Annotated in this window: 19 protein-coding genes; 11 read left to right on the plus strand and 8 right to left on the minus strand. The window is 67.9% G+C overall.

Going from position 1 to position 18,842, the window contains the following annotated elements; translation table 11 throughout:
• The first annotated feature begins 86 nt into the window (after positions 1-86).
• Genes E0H92_RS19970 through E0H92_RS19995 form a run of 6 tightly spaced genes read left to right on the plus strand, consistent with a single transcriptional unit; the run spans position 87 to position 4,868 of the window.
• Complete coding sequence (locus E0H92_RS19970) at positions 87-665, plus strand: M15 family metallopeptidase (RefSeq protein ID WP_131459249.1); 579 nt, start codon at positions 87-89, stop codon at positions 663-665.
• Complete coding sequence (locus tag E0H92_RS19975) at positions 662-1,792, plus strand: lipid II:glycine glycyltransferase FemX (RefSeq protein WP_131497247.1); 1,131 nt, start codon at positions 662-664, stop codon at positions 1,790-1,792. The genes E0H92_RS19970 and E0H92_RS19975 overlap by 4 nt, the downstream gene beginning before the upstream one ends.
• The gene (locus E0H92_RS19980; RefSeq protein ID WP_131497248.1) at positions 1,789-2,778 is read left to right on the plus strand and encodes a D-isomer specific 2-hydroxyacid dehydrogenase family protein; all 990 of its coding nucleotides are present in this window, start codon (positions 1,789-1,791) and stop codon (positions 2,776-2,778) included. Before E0H92_RS19975 ends, E0H92_RS19980 begins: the two co-directional genes overlap by 4 nt.
• Positions 2,771-3,832, plus strand: a complete 1,062-nt coding sequence (vanA, locus tag E0H92_RS19985) for a D-alanine--(R)-lactate ligase (protein WP_131497249.1) — start codon at positions 2,771-2,773, stop codon at positions 3,830-3,832. The genes E0H92_RS19980 and vanA overlap by 8 nt, the downstream gene beginning before the upstream one ends.
• Positions 3,829-4,437, plus strand: a complete 609-nt coding sequence (gene vanX, locus E0H92_RS19990) for a D-Ala-D-Ala dipeptidase VanX (RefSeq protein WP_131497250.1) — start codon at positions 3,829-3,831, stop codon at positions 4,435-4,437. Before vanA ends, vanX begins: the two co-directional genes overlap by 4 nt.
• On the plus strand, positions 4,437-4,868 hold the full coding sequence (locus tag E0H92_RS19995; RefSeq protein WP_131497251.1) for a GNAT family N-acetyltransferase: 432 nt from the start codon (positions 4,437-4,439) through the stop codon (positions 4,866-4,868). Before vanX ends, E0H92_RS19995 begins: the two co-directional genes overlap by 1 nt.
• Before the next feature lie 36 nt (positions 4,869-4,904).
• Here E0H92_RS19995 and E0H92_RS20000 read toward each other — a convergent pair whose 3' ends face one another.
• Complete coding sequence (locus E0H92_RS20000; RefSeq protein WP_131497252.1) at positions 4,905-5,795, minus strand: C40 family peptidase; 891 nt, start codon at positions 5,793-5,795, stop codon at positions 4,905-4,907.
• Between the two features lie 49 nt (positions 5,796-5,844).
• Positions 5,845-6,519, minus strand: coding sequence for a peptidoglycan-binding protein (locus E0H92_RS20005; protein WP_131497253.1), 675 nt, complete (start codon positions 6,517-6,519; stop codon positions 5,845-5,847).
• A 210-nt stretch (positions 6,520-6,729) separates the two neighbouring features.
• On the opposite strand from E0H92_RS20005, the gene E0H92_RS20010 reads away from it, so the two are divergent.
• A complete protein-coding gene (locus tag E0H92_RS20010; protein ID WP_131497254.1) occupies positions 6,730-9,942 on the plus strand; it encodes a BTAD domain-containing putative transcriptional regulator in 3,213 nt (1,070 codons plus the stop codon).
• Here E0H92_RS20010 and E0H92_RS20015 read toward each other — a convergent pair.
• On the minus strand, positions 9,939-10,706 hold the full coding sequence (locus E0H92_RS20015; protein WP_131497255.1) for a phosphotransferase: 768 nt from the start codon (positions 10,704-10,706) through the stop codon (positions 9,939-9,941). The two genes, E0H92_RS20010 and E0H92_RS20015, sit on opposite strands and share 4 nt — an antisense overlap.
• 22 nt (positions 10,707-10,728) lie before the next feature.
• Here E0H92_RS20015 and E0H92_RS20020 point away from each other — a divergent pair, with 22 nt between their 5' ends.
• Positions 10,729-11,517 carry an endonuclease/exonuclease/phosphatase family protein gene (locus E0H92_RS20020; RefSeq protein ID WP_131497256.1) on the plus strand — a complete coding sequence of 263 codons (789 nt, stop codon included), beginning with the start codon at positions 10,729-10,731 and terminating at the stop codon, positions 11,515-11,517.
• Here the strand turns inward: E0H92_RS20020 and E0H92_RS20025 are convergent.
• From E0H92_RS20025 to E0H92_RS20035, 3 genes are all read right to left on the minus strand, one after another.
• The gene (locus tag E0H92_RS20025) at positions 11,488-12,966 is read right to left on the minus strand and encodes a serine hydrolase domain-containing protein (RefSeq protein ID WP_165549845.1); all 1,479 of its coding nucleotides are present in this window, start codon (positions 12,964-12,966) and stop codon (positions 11,488-11,490) included. The genes E0H92_RS20020 and E0H92_RS20025 overlap by 30 nt on opposite strands.
• Before the next feature lie 65 nt (positions 12,967-13,031).
• Complete coding sequence (locus tag E0H92_RS20030; protein ID WP_238173498.1) at positions 13,032-13,883, minus strand: cyclase family protein; 852 nt, start codon at positions 13,881-13,883, stop codon at positions 13,032-13,034.
• 159 nt (positions 13,884-14,042) lie between these two features.
• Positions 14,043-15,014: a GlxA family transcriptional regulator gene (locus tag E0H92_RS20035; protein WP_202873702.1), complete on the minus strand. Its 972-nt coding sequence runs from the start codon at positions 15,012-15,014 to the stop codon at positions 14,043-14,045.
• An 83-nt stretch (positions 15,015-15,097) separates the two neighbouring features.
• Here E0H92_RS20035 and E0H92_RS20040 point away from each other — a divergent pair, with 83 nt between their 5' ends.
• The 3 genes from E0H92_RS20040 (at position 15,098) to E0H92_RS20050 (ending at position 17,535) form a co-directional block, all read left to right on the plus strand.
• Positions 15,098-15,901, plus strand: coding sequence for a dienelactone hydrolase family protein (locus tag E0H92_RS20040; protein ID WP_131497259.1), 804 nt, complete (start codon positions 15,098-15,100; stop codon positions 15,899-15,901).
• A 141-nt stretch (positions 15,902-16,042) separates the two neighbouring features.
• Positions 16,043-16,600: a dihydrofolate reductase family protein gene (locus E0H92_RS20045; protein ID WP_131497260.1), complete on the plus strand. Its 558-nt coding sequence runs from the start codon at positions 16,043-16,045 to the stop codon at positions 16,598-16,600.
• Positions 16,601-16,617: 17 nt separating this feature from the next.
• Positions 16,618-17,535: a phosphotransferase gene (locus tag E0H92_RS20050; protein WP_131497261.1), complete on the plus strand. Its 918-nt coding sequence runs from the start codon at positions 16,618-16,620 to the stop codon at positions 17,533-17,535.
• Here E0H92_RS20050 and E0H92_RS20055 read toward each other — a convergent pair.
• Both E0H92_RS20055 and E0H92_RS20060 read right to left on the minus strand, forming a co-directional pair.
• The gene (locus E0H92_RS20055) at positions 17,512-18,456 is read right to left on the minus strand and encodes a phosphotransferase family protein (protein WP_165549846.1); all 945 of its coding nucleotides are present in this window, start codon (positions 18,454-18,456) and stop codon (positions 17,512-17,514) included. The two genes, E0H92_RS20050 and E0H92_RS20055, sit on opposite strands and share 24 nt — an antisense overlap.
• 10 nt (positions 18,457-18,466) lie before the next feature.
• Entirely contained in the window at positions 18,467-18,814 is a 348-nt protein-coding gene (locus E0H92_RS20060; RefSeq protein ID WP_238173499.1) for a winged helix-turn-helix transcriptional regulator, read from the minus strand.
• Positions 18,815-18,842: the final 28 nt, after the last annotated feature.

An 18,842-nucleotide genomic window follows, 5' to 3' on the forward strand; every position in this document is an offset into this window, starting at 1 on the left:
GTCTCGATGGTACGAGGCGGCGCATATCGCCCGCATATCCAAAACCGGATACGCGCCGACAACACGCGCCTGTTTTGACTGGACCCATGTCCGTCAGCGCACCTTCACGCCGGATGACCTTCCGGGCGGCGCTCGTCGTCGCCAACGTGGCGATCATCGGCGTGTTCATCCACCAATCACTCGCGGTCCCGTCGTACTCGGCCGGATCCACGCTCGGCGAGACCGACGGCGCCGTACCCGACGGGGTCACGGTCTTCGACGACATTCCCGCGGTCGCGAACCTCGATCCCGCGCTGCTCGTTGCCCTGCGCAAGGCCGCGACCGACGCCGCGGACGACGGGGTGCAGTTCTTCGTCAACAGCGGCTGGCGTACGCCGGCGTACCAGGAGCACCTGCTCCGCGAGGCGGTGTCGAAGTACGGCTCCGAGCAGGAGGCGGCGCGCTGGGTCGCGACCCCGACGACGTCGCCGCATGTGTCGGGGCAGGCGATCGACATCGGGCGCTCCGACGCGACGGCGTGGCTGTCCGAGCATGGCGCCAGGTACGGGCTGTGCCAGATCTACGACAACGAGCCGTGGCACTACGAGCTGCGCCCGGAGGCCGTCACGCGCGGCTGCCCGCCCAGGTACGCCGACCCGACGCACGATCCGAGGATGCAGCGGTGACGCTGACCGTCGCGCCGATCAGCTCGATCGAGCATCTGGAGTACGTGCGGACCCAGCGGTCGGTCAGCTTCCTGCAGACCCCGGCATGGGGCCGCGTGAAGACCGAATGGCGGAGCGAATCCCTCGGCTGGTACGACGGTCCTCGGCTCGTCGGCGCCGGACTCGTGCTGCACCGGCCGGTACCTCGGCTCGAGCGTCATACGCTGGCCTATCTGCCCGAGGGGCCGTCCATCGACTGGACCGGCGATCTCAGCGGGTGGCTCGACCCGTTGGCGGCGTACCTGAAGGCGCAGGGAGCGTTCGCGATCCGGCTCGTTCCGCCGCTGCGGACGGACAGTTGGAGCGCCACTCAGGTCAAGGCCGGGATCGCGGATCCGGGCATCGGGAAGCTCACCGACATGCCCGAGGCGGTCTTCGATCCGGTGGGTCGGCGGGTGGCTGATTGGCTGCGTGGCGCCGGGTGGCTGGCGCAGAACCCGGAGGACGGGTTCGGGGCCGGGCAGCCGCAGTTCAAGTACGAGGTCCCGCTGGCCGGCCGCAGCGCGGACGACGTACTCGGGGGGATGAACCAGCTCTGGCGGCGGAACATCAAGAAGGCTGCACGAGCCGGTGTCGAGGTCACGGTCGGCACGGATCTGAAGGCGTTTCACGATCTGTACGTGCACACCGCCGAGCGCGACCACTTCGTGCCGCGGCCGCTGCGGTACTTCGAGACGATGTTCGCCGAGCTGAGCGCGGAGGACCCTTCGCGGATCAAGCTCTATCTGGCCCGTCACCAGGGCGATCTGGTCGCAGCGACGATCCTGGTCCAGGTCGGGGCCTACGCCTGGTACTCGTACGGCGCCTCCGCGACCGAGAAGCGGGAGGTCCGCGGCTCGAACGCGTGCCAGTGGGCGATGATCCGCGACGCGCTCGCGGCCGGCTGCGACGTGTACGACCTCCGCGGCATCACCCCGACCCTCGACGTCGACGACCCGCACGTCGGACTGATCCAGTTCAAGGTCGGCACCGGAGGTCAGGCGGTCCGGTACGTCGGCGAGTGGGACCTGCCCCTGCGGCCGGTGATGTACCGGGCCTTCGACCTCTACATGAAGCGGCGCGAACACCTGAGAGGCAAGCGAAGATGACCGAACCAGCTGCTCTGGCGGTACGGCGTACCGTCACGGACCTCACCGTCTTCGGGTGTGAACCGGACGAAGCCGCCTTGTTCCGGGAACTGGCGCCACGCTTCGGCATCGCGCCGACCATCACCGACGCCGCGGTCTCCGAGGCCAACATCGACCTTGCGTTCGGCAGTCGATGCGTCAGCGTCGGCCACAAGACCCGCGTCACGAACGCCACCCTGCGCGCACTGAGCCGGGTCGGAGTCACCTACATCTCCACCCGAAGCGTCGGCTACAACCACATCGACGTGCGGTACGCCGAGCGCGTCGGCATCCGCGTCGAGAACGTCGCGTACTCACCCGACAGCGTTGCGGACTACACGCTGATGCTGATGCTGATGGCGGTCCGGAACATGAAGTCGGTCCTCCGGCGCGCCGACGTCCACGACTACCGGTTGAGCGCCACCCGCGGGCGAGAACTCCGCGACCTGACCGTCGGCGTCGTCGGAACGGGGCGCATCGGCAGCGCGGTGATCGACCGGCTGCGCGGGTTCGGGTGCGTGGTGCTTGCCTATGACAAGGATCCCGGAACACGTGTTCCGCTCGAGGAGCTTCTGCGGCGGAGCGACATCGTGACGCTGCACACGCCGCTTACCGCGGAAACGCATCATTTCCTGGACCGCCGGCGGATCGGGCAGCTGAAGCCCGGCGCGTTCGTGGTCAACACCGGACGCGGGGCACTCCTGGACACCGAGGCGCTGCTCGCGGCCCTGGAAAGCGGGCGGCTGGGTGGCGCCGCCCTCGACGTACTCGAAGGCGAAGAAGGCATCTTCTACGCCGACCGCCGCGACGAACCCGTCGAGAGCGACCTGCTGCTGCGGCTGCAGAAGCTGCCGAACGTGATCGTCAGTCCGCACACCGCCTACTACACCGACCACGCACTCCGCGACACGGTCGAGAACTCCATCATCAATTGCCTGAGATTCGGAAGCAGGGAACACCATGAATAGGGTCAAGATCGCCGTCCTCTTCGGCGGCATCTCCGAGGAGCACCACATCTCGGTCAAGTCCGCGCAGGAGATCGCGAAGAACCTCGACCTCGACAAGTACGAGCCGTTCTACATCGGGATCACCGAGCGCGGCGCGTGGAAACTCTGCGACGGCCCCGGCCCGGACTGGGAGAACGGCAACTGCCGACCGGTCGTACTGTCGCCGGACAGCAGCGTCCAGGGCCTGCTCGTCCTGGAGTCCGACCGGATGGGTTCGCGGATCAGGCAGGGGCAGTACCGGACGATCAACCTGGACCTGGTGTTTCCGGTGCTGCACGGCAAACGCGGCGAGGACGGTGTGATCCAGGGCTTGCTGGAACTGTCCGGGATCCCCTACGTGGGCTGCGATGTGCAGAGTTCCGTGCAGTGCATCGACAAGTCGCTGACCTACACCGTCGCCCGCAGCGCCGGCATCGCGACACCGAACTTCTGGTTCGCCACGCCCGACCTCGATCCCGAGCAGCTGCCGTATCCCGTCTTCGTGAAGCCGGCCCGATCGGGTTCGTCCTTCGGCGTCACCAAGGTGTCCGACGCCGCCGAACTGCGGGAAGCTCTCGAGACCGCCGGCCAGTACGACTCGAAGGTGCTGATCGAAGAGGCCGTCGTCGGCAGTGAGGTCGGCTGCGCGGTCCTCGGGAACGACGTGGACCTGATGACCGGCGAGCTGGATCGCGTCGCGCTGACGCACGGCTTCTTCAAGATCCACCAGGAGGATTCGCCGGAGACAGGTTCCGAGAACGCGACGTTCGTCGTTCCCGCAGACATCTCGGAGGAGTCGCGGGCGCTCATCCAGGAGACCGCGCAGGCCGTGTACCGGGCGCTGGGCTGCGGCGGGCTGGCCCGTGTCGACCTGTTCCTCACCGCGGACGGTCGAGCAGTCCTCAACGAGGTCAACACCTTGCCCGGTATGACGTCGTACAGCCGTTATCCCAGGATGATGGCGGCGGCCGGCGTACCGCTGAGTGAAGTGATCGACCGGCTAGTGTCGGTGACCCTGACCGGGAAGCTCCAGTGAACGCTGACTTCGCCTTCGTGGACGAGATGGCGCCGGGGATCCGGTGGGATTCCAAGTACGCCACGTGGGACAACTTCACCGGCAAACCGGTGGACGGCTACCTGGTGAACCGGATCGCCGGGACGCGGGCGCTGTGCGCGGCGCTGGAGAGAGCACGCGAGAAGGCGGAACCGCTCGGCTTCGGGCTCCTGCTGTGGGACGGCTATCGGCCACAACGTGCCGTCGACAACTTCCTGCGCTGGGCGCGACAGCCCGAGGACCGCCGTACGAAGCCGCGACACTATCCGAACATCGACCGTCTGGAGATGTTCGAAAAGGGCTACGTGGCAACGAAATCGGGGCACAGCCGCGGCAGTACGGTCGACCTCACGCTGTACGACCTGGCGACCGGCGAACTGGCTCCGATGGGCGGCCACCACGACCTGATGGACTCGATCTCGCACCACGGCGCCACCGGCATCACCTCACTCGAGGCCGAGAACCGGCGGCACCTCTGCTCGATCATGGAGTCCGCGGGGTTCAGCCGGTGCGACCACGAATGGTGGCACTACACGTTGCTGGACGAGCCCTACCCGGACACCTACTTCGACTTCCCGATCGCCTGATGGACATCCGTCTCGCCCGCAGTACGGACGCTGCCGCCATCAACGAACTACTGGATCAGTTGGGCTATCCGCAGTCTGATCCCGCCACGACGGCGGCCCGCATCAAGACCTGGACCGACGACCCGGACGGAGCGGTCTACGTCGCGGACACAGAGCAGGGTCTCCTGGGCGTCATCGCCGTACACACCTGCCCGTTCTTCGAACGCGACGGCACCTGGGCCCGCATCGTCGCCCTCGTCGTCTCGGACAAAGCCCGCCGCCAAGGCGTCGGCTCCCACCTCATCACGGCCGCAGAATCCTTCGCCACCAACCACGGCTGCCTCCGCATGGAGGTAACCAGCGCAACCCACCGCTCCCAAGCCCACACCTTCTACGAGTCCCACGGCTACACCCCCACCCCCACCCGCTTCCTTCACACACTCCCCCACTGACCGCGGGTGCCCCAGCAGAGGCACCCGCGGTGCTTGTCAGCCGTCGGTGGAGACGCCGAGGATCCGGTAGATGCCGACGACGCCGCTCCACATGGGGTGCGTGGCGATGCCGAGGTCTTCGTTGAGGGCGCCATAGGCTTCGTTGTTTCCGGCGTAGAAGTCGACGTGGTCGATCGCCGCGTCGCCGTCGGTGTTGTAGAAGAACAGGTCGCCGACCTTCGCGTCCGCCCGGTCGACCCGCTTCGCGTAGACCTTCGCGGGCGAGGTGTGCGACGTCGCCCAGTTGTAGATCGAGTCGGCTGTACGGACACCGCCGAAACCGGGGAAGAGCGGGATCTGGTTGTAGGACCAGAGTGTCAGCCCGGAGCAGTCGTACTCGTTCGGCCCTACCCCTCCCCACTCGTAGGGCTTCTTCTCCTGGCTCCAGGCGTTGTTGTAGGCGATCCTGCTCCAGTTGAAGATGTTGCGGGACTCGGTGCAGGCGGTCCCCTGCTCGGTGGTGCCGTTCTGGACCTTCACCTTCAGGTGATTGAGGTCGGCCATGTTGCCGGGGTTCCAGTCCGCCTCGAGACCGACCTGGCTGTGGCCGTTGCCGCCCCGGAGGATGAAGTAGGTGTCCCCGCTGGGGAAGACCATGGGCGCCACGGTGCCGTCACCGTCGACCGCTTGGACGCGCAGCACCGGAGAGAAGTCGGACGCCGTTCCGGTGTCTTCGAGGGACCAGCGGACCGTCACCCGGTTCGGGCCCAGCCAGTCGACCTGGATGAAGGCGGACGCCCCCGGGCATTCGACGGTGAGCGTCCCGCTCGGGTTGTCCAGCCCATCGGCGTACGCCGGTGTCGCGGCGATGACGACGGCTCCGGTGAGCGCGGTGACGAGGGCCAGGACCGACGTCGTGATCCTCCGGGTGAGATGTTTCCATTTCATGGTGCGCTTTCCTTTCGGGCGGGTTCCGTGCACGAGAAAAGGTCGACGGTCAGCCGTGGCAGTTTGCGGAGCTGTCCCACGGCTGCCAGCCGCGAGCGCGGTACAGGTCGTAGGCAGCGTGGATGTTGTCGGCCGAGCTCAGGGCCCGGTCGATCTTCTCGCCGGCGTCACTGCCCGGCAGGTACTCCTGGAGAGTTCCGCCGGTGTTGAACTGGAACACCCCGACGTCCTTGGTTCCGTTCGTGTTGAGACCGACGGCGATCGGGTTGAGCCCGGACTCGCAGCGGGCGACCCGGACGGCCTTGTTCGCGATCGCTGCCGGGAAGACGGCGCGAATCTGACTCTCGACTGTCGCGTCACAGGCGACGGCCAGACCCTCGTCCGGGTCGGCGAGCTTGGCTCGGGTCACGGATCCCACCACGCCGACCATGTCCAGCCGGTTGCGGCCCTGGAAGGCGTACACGCGCATCCGGGTCGCCGTACCGAACTGTCCGTCGACGTCGAGCTGGTTGCCGCAGTTGAGCCCCAGCTCGTTGAGCCGCCGCTGCAACCGTTCGACGCAACTCCCGGACTCGCCCAGCTCCAGCTCGATCTCGCACAGCGTGACCGCACTGGTCCCGGCCCCAGCCGCGGCGGCCGGCCCCGGGCTCAGGGCGATCGAACCGACCGCGACGAGCAGTGCTCCCAACAGCGCCGCCGTTCGCGTTCGAACCCAGGAACTCATCGCTTCTCCTCCTCAGGCGGTGCCCGCCAGTAGTGCGGGCGAACTGGATTCCGAGGCTAGGAGTCGCCGCTGACGTGCTGCTGCCAGTACTCCGCCAGTACTGCCGGTACGGCGCGCTTCGGGCGAGCCCGTACACGTTCCTCGTCGGTAGGATGAGCGCGGTACCTCGAAACCGCAGGCCGACGGTCTGCCCGCCCTGAGCAGGTACGAGTGATCGAAACCGATATCGCCGGGCTGCTTCGCGCTCATCGGCAGCGGACCGGCCTGACCCAGCGGCAGCTCGCCGACCGGGCCGGTGTGAGCCCCTCCGTGATCCGCGACCTCGAGCAGGGCCGGACGAGATACCCGAAACGGGAGTCGGTCCAGGCGATCGCGACGGCTCTGGAGTTGCCCGAGCCTGACACAGCGAACCTGCACGCAGCTGCCGGAGCCCGTGCTCGCACCGGCGCGCCGGCGGTCGAGGGCGGTCCCTTGCGCATTCGCGTGCTCGGTCCGATCGAGGTCTGGCACGGCGAGGTCCAGGCACCACTCGGCTCCGAACGGCAACGCACGCTGCTCGCGCGGCTCGCGCTCGCAGGAGGTGCGGCGGTCAGCCAGGACGAACTCGTCGAGCTTCTGTGGGGGCCGGGTGAAGCCCCGCGAACGATGAGCCTGCTGCACACCCACATCGCCAGGCTGCGACGGCTGCTGGACTCCGGATCGCAAACCGGCAGCGTGCTCGTCGGTGGCCAGAAGGAGTACCGGCTCACAGTCGGCACCGCGCACCTCGACCTGCTGGCGTTTCGAGACCTCACCTCGCGGGCGGCGCACTGCGGCCCGGAGGTCGCCTTCGCCCGGCTCGCGGATGCCGTCGCGCTGTGGCGCGGTGAAATCGACGCCGACCGAGTGGCGTCGAGCCCCCTCTATGCCGCGACCGTCGCGGAGTACGGCGCCGTCGTTCAGATGTTCGCAGCGCTTGCTCGCGATCTCGGCCGGCCGGACGACGCGCTGAAGCCGTTGCAGGAGCTGACAGTACGGCGTGAGCTGGATGAGCCGCTGCACGTCGCGCTGATCCTCACTCTTGCCGCGAGTGGCCGCCAGGCGGAAGCGCTCGCGGCGTACGACCGGATCCGGCTGGCACTGGCCGATCAGCTCGGCATCGACCCGGGAGAGTCACTCCGGTCGGTTCAGCTCGCTGTACTCCGCCAGCAGGAGGTACGTCGCATCCGGCCGGCAGCGATCCAGCAGACACCCGCCGCGCCGCCGGACTTCGTCGGCCGGGACGGTGAACTGACCGCCATCCAGGCCGCGCTGTCCCGGCCGGGCGAGGCACCCGCACCGGCCGCACCCAGGATCGTCCTGATCGCCGGCGTCGCGGGCATCGGCAAGACCGCGCTCGCTTTGGCCGCGGCGCAGCGCTTGCGTGGGCAGTACCCGGACGGTCAGCTGTACGCCGACCTGCGCGGCGCCACCGAGACCGCGCCGGAACCGATGCAGGTGCTCGGCCGATTCCTGCGAGCACTCGGCGTACCCAGCCGACAGATCGGTACCGACGAGGCCGAGGCGGCGGCGTTGCTGCGGAGCGAACTGGCCGGCCGGCGGATGCTGATTCTGCTGGACAACGCTCATGACGCGGACCAGGTCCGGCCGTTGCTGCCAGGGGCCGGCGGCAGCGATGTCGTCGTGACCAGCCGGCGCCGGATGCACGGCCTCGCGGGTGCGTTCGTGCTCGACCTCGAACCACTCGATCCGGAGGAGTCGGTCGCCCTCATCGCCGCGACCGCCGGATCGCACCGGGTCGACGCCGACCCCGCCGCCGCGAGTGCGCTCGCCGAGGCCTGCGCACGGCTGCCCCTGGCGCTGCGCATCGCGGGCGCGCGGCTGGCCACCCGGCAGACGTGGACGATCGACGACCTGACCCGCAGACTCGGCGACGAACATCACCGGCTCACCGAACTGTCCACCGACGACTCGAGCGTGCTCAACAGCTTCCAGCTCAGCTACGCCGACCTGAGCCCGGCGGCGCAACGCGCGTTCCGGCTGTGCAGCCTCCATCCCGGCGACGACTTCGGCGCGGACGGTACCGGCGTACTGCTCGGCCTGCCGCCGGCCGAGGCCGACCGGCTGCTGGAGAACCTGCTCGAGACGAACATGCTGATGCAGTACGCACCGGACCGCTACCGATTCCACGACCTGCTCGGTCTGTACGCCCGCCGGCTGCTCAGCGACGACGCCGAGACCGGCACCGCGCGGTCCCAGCTGTACTCCTGGTACGCCGAAACCGCGACGGCAGCAATGGAGTGGGCCTATCGCCAGCTCGTGCGACTCAGCGGGCATCCGGCGCGCGAGGCGTTCTTCGCGTCCGAGGCGGATGCGCTGTTCTGGCTGGATGCCGAGCTGCCGGCGTTGCTTGCCGTGGTCGGCGCGACGGCTCGGTCCGCCGAACCCACACTGTCCTGGCAGATCACCGACCAGCTCCGCGGCTACTTCATGATCCGTCGGCACGTCGACGGCTGGCTGGACGCGGCCGAGGCAGGGCTCGACGCCGCCACCAGGTCCGGCGATGCCACCGCACGGACGGCGATGCTGATCAGCCGCGGCCACGCGCACTGGTCGGTCGGTCGCGACGACGAGGCGCTGGCCGATTTTCTCGCCGGCGAGCAGCTCGCGGTCGCCACCGGTTGGACGATGGCCGTCGCGTACCTGTCCCACGACATCGGCTGGCTACACCTCGATCACGGCCGGCTCGCGGAGGCGCACAACTGGTTCGACCGTGCACTTCGGCTGACCGAACACGACAAGACCAGCCACGTGAGAGCGGTCGCGCTCAACGCACTCGGCGTCATGAGCCTGCACCAAGGGCAGCTCCGCGACGCCGCCGATCTGCTGTCCGCAGCCTTGGAGATCAACAAGGAGAACGGCAGAGAGCTGTCGGCGCTGGCCAACAGCGGCAACCTGGCGAGCGCGCTCCGTCAGGCCGGCGAGGAGACGCAAGCGTCCGCACTGCTGACCGACGTACTCGCGGAATACCGCAAGAGATCCAACCTTCGCGGTGAGTTGTCGACGTTGGACGAATGGAGCAAGCTGCACCGGCAGCGCGGGGACACCGCCACGGCGCTTCAGGTCGCCACACGCGCCCACGAGCTGGCCACCACGGTCCGGGACCGAAAGGCAATCGCGCAGACGGCAGCCACCGTGGCGCAGGCACACCTCGCCCTCGGCGACCCTACCGCGGCCGCCCAATGGTTCGACGACAGCCTGACGATCGCCCGCGGCGTCTATCCCTTCATCGAGGCACGTGCCCTCCTCGGCCTCGCCACCGCCCGCCTCGCCGCCAACGAACCAACCTCAGCAAGCCACGCAGCCAACCAGGCCCTCACCATCGCCACCACCTGCGGATTCCACCTACTAGCTCAGAAGGCATCAGCCGTACTCCGGCCCTAGCTCCTGGATGCTTTCCAGCTGTCGAGGGAGGTCTCGATGTAGGCAAGGTCGCGGAGGTATCCGGCGCCGCGCCGCCACGGCTCGGGCTGTTCCCATTGCGCCCGCCAGCCGGGCCGGCCTTCGGAGGCCCAGATCCGCATGGTGTCGTAAGCGGCGCGCACGCGAACGGGAATGGTGTCGAGCAACGTCTCCCACTGCTCTTCTGTACAGCCGTAGGCGTCCCGAACACGCGCAAGCCGTTCGGACACCGCAGTCGGGCCCCAGCCCATAGGACCCAGGTTCTCGGGCGCCGCTAATGGGACGAGGGTGTAGGCCAGATACGCCAGATCCCACATACGCGGCCCGGGTGCCGCGGTGTCCCAGTCCACGAACGCCACGACCGAACTGTCGCGAGCGATCAGGTTCCACGGCGCAATGTCGTTGTGGCAGATCACCTCCGGCTCACCGACCACCACAGGCGCCACTTGCCAGGTACCGTTCGCCGGGCTCCACCCCTCGACCACGTCGTGATACCTGCGCAACAGCGCCGCCGCGCTATCGAGCACCCCCGAGATCGGGCCAGGAGTCTCACCCGGCACCAGGGACAGGATCTCCCGCCCATCCTGATCTATCCCGAGAAACCGCGGCGCTCCAGCAAACCCGCGGGCTTCGAGGTACTCAAGAAGCTCATGAACAGACGCCGACCACGGCCCGACCGTACGCCGAACCGTCTGCCCAACCTGCACTACCTGGTTGATGCCTCCGTCGAGCCGACGTTCCTCCATGCCTCATACGATATGGCCCACCATGACCACGTGTCTGACCGTCGCCACCCTGAACATGCGTGGGCTTCCCCTGAAGGGCTCCCGCCTCCGCGAGCGCTTCGCCGCGATCGCGGCCGAGTTCGATGCCGCCGACATCGATCTGGTCTGCCTACAAGAGGTGTTCGCCTACCACCACCTCTCGCACCTCCGGAAACGGATGCCGTCCTTCCCGTACGTCGCCTACCGGCCGTCGGCGATCGGCCCCGCCGGCGGCCAGGTTACGCTGTCACGCCTGCGCCCGACGAGCACGACGTACGCCGGACTTCCATGGTCGCCACGTGCCTCGGCACTACCCGTTCGCGCGCGGCTCAATGCCATCCACAGCGGGATGCTCACAGTTCGGCTGGCCGGCATCCGCGTACTTAACGTCCACCCGATGGCCAACACCGACGGCGACTGGTCTGAGCAGAATCGGTTCTATGAGCTGCAGCGCGATCAGTTCAGAGCGCTGGCGCGGGCGGTCACGGCCGACGACTCACCGGCGGTGGTGTGCGGAGATTTCAACGTCTCCCAGTCGAGCACGCTGCATCGTGAACTTCAGCAGCGGACCGGTCTGCGCGATGCGTTCGACGGCCTGTGCCCACCGACGTTCCACGCCGAGTACCTTGCACCAGGCAACAAACCGCAGTGCATCGACTTCATCCTCGCCACGGAGACGATCGGCGTGGACCGCACCGATCTTCTGTTCACCGACAAGCGCGCGCTCCCGAGCGGTCCGACGTACCTCTCAGACCACATCGGCCTACTGGCCCACCTTCAGCTCCGCGGCTAGGAGTTCGGTGGCGTCGTCGTTGTCGGGGTTCAGGTCGACGGCGCGGCGAAGGGCGGTTCTCGCGAGGTCGTGTTGGCCGTCCATTTGGTGGGCCCATCCGGTCATCGTCCAGGCTTCGGAGGAGTCCGGCCGCAGCTCGGTCCACAGGCGCAGGAGGGGCCAGACGAGGCTCGGGCGGTGCAGTTCGATCGCTCCCCAGGTGGCGTCGGCGAACCCCTCGTCGTCGAGGTCGAACTCGGCCGGGTCGACCGCGGCCAGCCGTCGGAACTCCGCCTTCGCGGCTTCCGGCCCCGACGCCGCCAGCACCTCGGCAACAGGCCCAACAACCGAGCGCGGCATCGCGCGGAGGTCGACCATCCCGTCAGGCTTCGCAGAGAGCGGGACATCGGCAAGGGCGACGTCGAGCGCCGCCGCCGCGATGTCCGACGCAGGGATGTTGTTGGAGTTGGCCAGCACGACAACACCGGTCCGCAACTCAGGCACCATCACGAACCTCGACCCGAACCCAGGGTCCGACCCGGCGTGGCTCACGGTTTGATGCCCGCGGTAGTCGCCCACGAACCAGCCGAGTCCAATCTCCCCCATCCACGGCGGATTCCCCACCGGAATCACCGGCTGCCACAGCTGCCCGCGCACAGCAGCATCCAGCCGCGCCCACTGCCCGTCGGATCCCTCGGCCGGCTCGAAGTATGCCACCATCCAGCGACACAGCTCGACCACGCTGGAGTGCAGCGTCGAACTCGGGGCATGGCGCCTGGTGTACGGGTACGAGCCCTCAGGCACCGCAAGCGGCATACCCACATGCGGTGCGGCGGCCAGGTCCGGAGGTACGTCGCCGCGCAGGAACGTGCTGTTCCGCATCCAGAGCGGGGCCAGAACCTGTTGCCGCATGGCGTTCTCGAACGTCGTGCCGGTCACCCTGGACAGCAACAACCCGAGCAGCTCGAACCCCGCATTGGAATAGGAGAATTTCGAGCCTGGCTCCGACTGCAACCGCCAGTCCGAGATGCTGCGAGCGAACTCGCTGAGCGCATCGTCCGCGAGCTGAGGATCGTGCCAGCCGTAATCCGCGACGTCCGGGAGTCCACTCGAGTGGCTCAACAGGCGCCGGGCTGTGACCTCACGTTCCCGGCCGTCGGCCAGCGTGAACTCAGGCACCCATTCGGTGATCGGAGCATCCAGATCGAGCACCGGTTCACCGCGAACGGCCGCGGACACGATCGCGGTCGCGACGAAGGGCTTCGACACCGACGCCAGGTGGAACATTGTCTCGGGCGTGACCGGCGTACCGGTCCCGACGTCACGAACGCCGAACCCGCGCGCGACGACCTCCTCATCGCGCACCACCGCAACGGCCAGGCCAGCCACGTCATGCGAGCCGACATAGCTCTCGACCAGCGGCCACAACCCTTGCTCTACACGCCCTTGAAGGCCCGCCCCCACGTCCATCGTTCGAGAGTACGCCGACGTGCGGATCCCGGACTCCTGGTTTTTCCCTATCGGGCAGACCGCGCTCAGAACGTGGCGATCGGGTTGACCGGGCTGCCCGACGTACCGGCGAAACGGACCGGCGCGACCGCGAGCTGGAAGTCCCACTGGCCGAGTTCGGCAGCCGTGGCCACGCATTCCTCGAGGTCGCAGTTGTCGAGCATCCACAGCCCCATCGCGACGAGGCTCACGGCGTGCACCGGCATCAGTACGTCGTCGTACCCCGACGGCTGTACGTCCTGGGGCGTGTCGGCGCCGATCAACGCGACCTCCCGTTCCTGCAGCCACGGCAGGCAGGACACATGCCACCCGGCCTGCGTGATGCCGCCGGACGGGCCGGTCTCGTGGCGGGCGCGGCCGTACCCGGTCCGGAGAAGGACCGCATCGCCGGACTGCACCCGCACACCTTGGCGACGCTCGGCCTCCTCGAGGTCCTCGGGGAACACACCCTCGCCAGGCTCCAGCCAGGGGACGTCGCGGACCGCGGCAACGTCCAGCAGGACACCACGTGTGACGATCCCCTTCGCCGCCGCCGTGACGGCCGCCCACGCTGATCCCGTCGCAGCGTCGACCAACTCATGCGACCGCCCGTTGTACATCTTGCCGTCCCAGAACAGATGGCAGGGCGAGTCCAGGTGCGTGATCGTGTTGCCGTGGAACATCATGCCGAGCCGCTCGTTCGAAAACCCCCAGCGGCGGTCGTTGTGGAACAGCGACGGCATGTGCTCGGCCCCCGGCATGTCGGCCGCACACGGGCACGAGTTCGTCGCCCGCTCCATCTCCTCCGGTACGGCGACCTCCCACGCACACGACACGCTCCGCCCATACCGCACAGCCCGCGCCGCCCCCAACCGAACCTCGTCGGTGACGTGATTCAAAGTCCCCAGCTCATCGTCCTCCCCCCACCGCCCCCAGTTGGACAACCCCTCAAAGTACCCAAGAACCTCATCCTGCGTAGGCACCGTCATCCCACCACCAACTCCTCCACAACCAGCCGACCTGCATGAAACTACATCGGCAGGCCAGGGGTCGACCGATCAGGCGGGACCACGCCGGAAGGCTGCTCGGTAGTCGCTTGGGCGGCGGCCTGTGTGGCGGGTGAAGAGGGCGGCGAAGGTGCCGGCGTCCTGGTAGCCGACTGCGGCGGAGATGCTTGCGACCGTTCGGCCTGTCGTCTCGAGGAGGTGGCGGGCGCGACGGACGCGCGACGCCTGCAGGTAGTCGAGTGGGCTCTGGCCGGTCTCGTCCGCGAAGCGGCGCAGCAACGTTCGCGTGCTGACATTGAAGTCTGCGGCCAACGCACCGAGATCGTAGCGTGCGACGAGGTTCTGGTCGAGCCGCCGCATGACGCGGCGGGAGAACTCGTTTCCGGGGCGGGGAAGAAGGTGCGCGTCGACGTACGGCGTCTGGGACGATCGCGCGTCGTCGACGAGCGCCATCCGCGCGGTCGATCGTGCTACGCGGGCACCGCTGTGTTCGCGGATCAGTTCCAGCGCGAAGTCGTACATGGCGCTGAAGGCCGCGGTCGTGGTGACTCCCGTATCGGTGACGACGAGACGTTCGGGCTGGACGTCGGCGGCAGGGCAGCGTCGAGCCAGTTCGTCGGCGAACAGCCATGCCGTCGTCGCCCGGCGGCCGTGGAGCACTCCCGCCTGCGCAAGCAGGAACGCACCGACACAGATCGACACCACCACGTTGCCCGCACTCGCATGTGAGCGGATCGCCGCGACCTCAGGGGCGAGCGACGCGAGTTTTGCGTCCACGTCGAGACCCGGCGCCAACTCGAACCCCGGTACGACGAGGACATCCACGTCACGCAGCGGAGACACCGCCAACGCCGTACCGCCCGATGCGGCGACCCGCCGACGGGGCGAAACGATCGACACCTCGTAGCCGACGTGGTCCGGGCCAGCGATGTGGGTGGCCATCGTCAACAGATCGGGTACGCCGAACACCTCGGACGCGAAGCACCCGGGATAGGCCAGGACACCGATCCGTAGTGCGCTCACGATCACCTCCTGTGGCGAGATTACCGCCATATGTGGCGATCTGGCCCAGCGCTTTGTACGGCGTACCAGGCCACGCTGTCGGCATGGATGACGCGATCACCGACTTCGCCCGCCGAGAAGTGGACGTGGACGGGGTGGTGAAGACGGTGTATGTCGCCGGTACCGGCCCGGCTGTGGTGCTGATGCCGGAGATGCCCGGGATCAGCCCGGACGTACTTCGGCTGGCGCGGTGGGTGCGGGATGCGGGCCTGACCGTCTACGTCCCGTCGCTCTTCGGGATCGACGGTGCGTACCCCACGGTCGAGGGTGGTCGCGAGGTGGTACGGCGCGCGTGCGTCAGCGCCGAGTTCCGCGCGTTCGCCAACGGCGGCACCAGCCCTGTGACCGCGTGGCTCCGTGGTCTCGCACGACAGGCTCACGCCGAATGCGGCGGTCCGGGAGTCGGCGCGGTCGGCCTGTGCTTCACCGGCAACTTCGCACTCACCATGGCACTCGAGCCGGCCGTCATCGCGCCGGTGGTCAACCACCCGTCACTCCCGCTGGACGACCCCGCCGGGCTCGAACTCAGCGAGGAGGACGCGCAGGCGGTCCGGGATCGCATCGCGCGCGACGGACTGACCGTCCTCGCGTACCGCTTCGACAACGACCGCTGGTGCACCGGCCAACGCTTCGCCGCCTACCAAGCCCTCCTGGGCGACACCTTCGACGGCCGCGTCCTCCCAGGCCGCTCCTCGAACCCCACCCCACCCCCGTTCTTCCGCGACGTGGTCGAGACCCCCCACAGCGTCGTCACCGCCCACCTCGTAAACAAGGCAGGCCACCCCACCCTGAAGGCCCGCGACGAGATCCTCGCCTTCCTCACCACCCGCCTCAAGCCAAGGCCCTGAGCACCCCCACCGGGGGCGCGAGACAGGTTATTGCCTGTTCCCTGCCTCCAGTACCTGTTCAAACCCGGGCTAGTTGGCCTTCGCCGAGGTGGTGCGGCGCACGGCGGACGTGCTGTTGTCGGAGCGTTAGACTCGCCGGGCATGGGACTTCTCACGTTCAGCCTCAACGTCACCCTGGACGGTTGCGTCGACCACCAGGTGGGGATCGCCGACGACGAGTCGCACGCCTACTTCACCCGTGTCATGGACGAAGGCGGGGCGATGCTGTGGGGTCGCGTCACTTACGAACTGATGGAGAGCTACTGGCCGGCCGTCGCCCGCGGCGACGAGGAAGCGCCGCCGGCCCTGCGCGAGTGGGCGGTCAAGCTGGAGGCCAAACCCAAGTATGTGGTGTCCTCGACGCGCAAGGACTTCTCGTGGGCCAACAGCCATCACATCACCGGCGATCTGCGCGACGGCGTACAGAAGCTCAAGGACGCGACCCCGGCCGGGGTCCTCCTGGGAAGCGGCAAGCTCGCGACGGAGCTCGACCGGCTGGACCTGATCGACGAGTACAGGATGCTCGTCCAGCCCAGGATCGCCGGCCACGGCCCGACGCTGTACGAGGGCGGGCTGCCCACCACGCGCAAGCTCGAACTGGTGTCGGCGCAGCCGCTCCGCAGCGGCATCGTCGCCATGCACTACCGCCGCGCGGACTGAGCTTGGAGAAGCACAGTATGGCTCTGACAGAGCAGGGGCGTCCGACGCAGGAACTGCATACGCTGATCGCGTCGGCACTAGGCAAAGAGCCGATCGACTGGCATCGGCCGCACACCGGGCGGTCGGCCGAGTCCTTCGCCGTAGGCTTTGCCGACGGCTCGGGTGCCTTCGTCAAGACTGCGGCGGAAGGGCTCCGTACAGAACACGAGATCGTCTCCAGTGTCGACAGCGATCTGGTCCCTCGGGAGCTGGCCTGGCTCGAGGACGGCGATCGCCAGGTCCTCGTGATGGAGGACCTGCGTACGGCGCATTGGCCGGCCGACCATGACCCGGTGATGTGGAAGCCCGGTCAGTTCGAGCTCCTGTTCGCGGCACTGCGGCGAGTCGGTGAGCTGCCCGCGCCGGCATCCCTGCCGTCAGCCCAAGACGCATTCCGGCCGCACTGGCCGTGGATCGAGCAAGACGCAGATGACTTCCTGGCGCTCGGCCTGTGCAGCGAGGCCTGGTTCAGCGCTGCGCTGGCCGGGCTGGTGGAGGCGGAGGGCAACGTCCCGGTCGCGGGCGATGCGCTGGTGCACAACGACGTACGGAGCGACAACCTGTGTTTCGTCGGTCGACGGGTGGTGCTGGTGGACTGGGCCCAGGCCGTTCGTGGGAATCCGCAGCAGGACCTCGCTTGGGCACTCTCTACATTGCCCCTCGAAGGCGGCCCGGATCCGTACGGCGTATTCCCTGACGGAGGGCCCTGGGCGGCCCACATCGCCGGTCAGTGCGCACGCCGGGCCGTTCACGAGACTCAGGCTCCGGAGTGGCTCCGCACGGTCTTTCAACGGATCGCCGTGATCTGCCTCAGCTGGGCATCCCGCTCACTCGACCTGCCACCATGGACCGGACGCCACTGGAGCGAAATCTCAACCGAGGCGCCGAAGCGCTGACTCGACAGCGACCTCGACCCGGGAAGTCATGCCGGCAACGTCGACGGGACGGCGTCCAGCGACCTGACGATGGATCCACTTCGCCCCGCTGTCGTCATAGTGCAGCAGGGCATACAGGTCCCACCACGGATCGAGAGTGACCCCGGCGATCGACTCGTAGAGCGACCGAAGCTCCTCCGACCACTCGGGCGAGTAGAGCGCCGCCAGGTATCGCCGGCACTGCCCGACGTCAATCGCGCGCGATCCTCGATGGATGCCGTTCCAGTCGGTCAGCCCGGTGATCTTCCCGCGCGACCACAGCAGGTTGACCGGCAGGAAATCGCAGTGCAGGAAAACGGCGGGGTCCTCAGGCGGCGGTGCGGCCATGGCATCGAACGCCGCCTTCCACACAGCCGGCCTCTGTGCACCGGCCGGCACCTGGAGGTCATCCAGAGGAGCGATCCACGAATCCGTCCAGGGACTGAACGTCTTCGCGGGGAGATCGAGGGAATGCAGGAACACAGCAAGTTCCGCGATCCTCGTCATCCACTCCTGAGGGTCCGCCGGATTGAGTTCAACATGCCCCGGCAACCGTGTCATCAGCACCGACGGCTCGCCGCCCGTCGACGTACCAGCAACGTCAGTAGCCAGGATGCTCGGAACCGCGAGCCCACTTCCCGCCACCACACCAAGGTTGGCGATCTCCTTCTCCAGGGCCTCCTGCAGGCCGAGCCCGCCCGGATACTGACGCAGTACGACGAACGTTCGCGTTCCACCTCGCTCGACCGTCAGCCGATGCACGGCGGAGCACGCGCCACCTGTCAGTCGGCGATGGCCCACGACGCGACTGCCCTGCCCCATCGACGCCGCGACCCAGGCAAGAGTCTCCGCGGAGGGCCGCCGCTGCGTGAACCCGCTCTCTCTCCAGTCACCTTCGGTCACAACCGCGAGCCTAGGCGTCAGATCCTTTTGGCGATAAGGATTTTCCAGAGCGATCATCAGAAGCGCTAGGGGCGTCTTCGGAATCGGCGGAGAGGGTCGCGGCCCACTCTGCGGCCCACCGCCCGAGCGGCCGCAGTGCGCGGTGGACGCCGTGTCCCAGCTCGGTGAGGGCGTACGTGCTGTCCGGATGCTGTTCGACGAGTGCGGCATCGACCAGCTCAGTCAGCCGTTGCCGCAGCACGCTGGAGGACATGTTGTCGCAGCGCTCCTGCAACGCCCGAAACCCGACCGGCCCGTGCTGCAGTTCCCAAACGATCCGCAGATTCCACCGACGACCGAACAGGTCAAGCGCGGCCATCAACGGCCGACCGGTACTCGACCCTCGA

The organism is Kribbella speibonae (genome assembly GCF_004331375.1).
GTDB lineage: Bacteria > Actinomycetota > Actinomycetes > Propionibacteriales > Kribbellaceae > Kribbella > Kribbella sindirgiensis.

Bases quoted from the DNA above. Each gene is read 5' to 3' on its own strand.
- E0H92_RS20040 (WP_131497259.1), top strand. From the start codon at position 15,098: ATGGATGACGCGATCACCGACTTCGCCCGCCGAGAAGTGGACGTGGAC.
- E0H92_RS20015 (WP_131497255.1), bottom strand. From the start codon at position 10,706: ATGGAGGAACGTCGGCTCGACGGAGGCATCAACCAGGTAGTGCAGGTT.
- E0H92_RS20025 (WP_165549845.1), bottom strand. From the start codon at position 12,966: ATGGACGTGGGGGCGGGCCTTCAAGGGCGTGTAGAGCAAGGGTTGTGG.
- E0H92_RS20000 (WP_131497252.1), bottom strand. From the start codon at position 5,795: ATGAAATGGAAACATCTCACCCGGAGGATCACGACGTCGGTCCTGGCC.
- E0H92_RS20050 (WP_131497261.1), top strand. From the start codon at position 16,618: ATGGCTCTGACAGAGCAGGGGCGTCCGACGCAGGAACTGCATACGCTG.
- E0H92_RS19980 (WP_131497248.1), top strand. From the start codon at position 1,789: ATGACCGAACCAGCTGCTCTGGCGGTACGGCGTACCGTCACGGACCTC.
- E0H92_RS20045 (WP_131497260.1), top strand. From the start codon at position 16,043: ATGGGACTTCTCACGTTCAGCCTCAACGTCACCCTGGACGGTTGCGTC.
- E0H92_RS20020 (WP_131497256.1), top strand. From the start codon at position 10,729: ATGACCACGTGTCTGACCGTCGCCACCCTGAACATGCGTGGGCTTCCC.
- E0H92_RS20060 (WP_238173499.1), bottom strand. From the start codon at position 18,814: ATGGCCGCGCTTGACCTGTTCGGTCGTCGGTGGAATCTGCGGATCGTT.
- vanA (WP_131497249.1), top strand. From the start codon at position 2,771: ATGAATAGGGTCAAGATCGCCGTCCTCTTCGGCGGCATCTCCGAGGAG.
- E0H92_RS20005 (WP_131497253.1), bottom strand. From the start codon at position 6,519: ATGAGTTCCTGGGTTCGAACGCGAACGGCGGCGCTGTTGGGAGCACTG.
- E0H92_RS19995 (WP_131497251.1), top strand. From the start codon at position 4,437: ATGGACATCCGTCTCGCCCGCAGTACGGACGCTGCCGCCATCAACGAA.
- E0H92_RS19970 (WP_131459249.1), top strand. From the start codon at position 87: ATGTCCGTCAGCGCACCTTCACGCCGGATGACCTTCCGGGCGGCGCTC.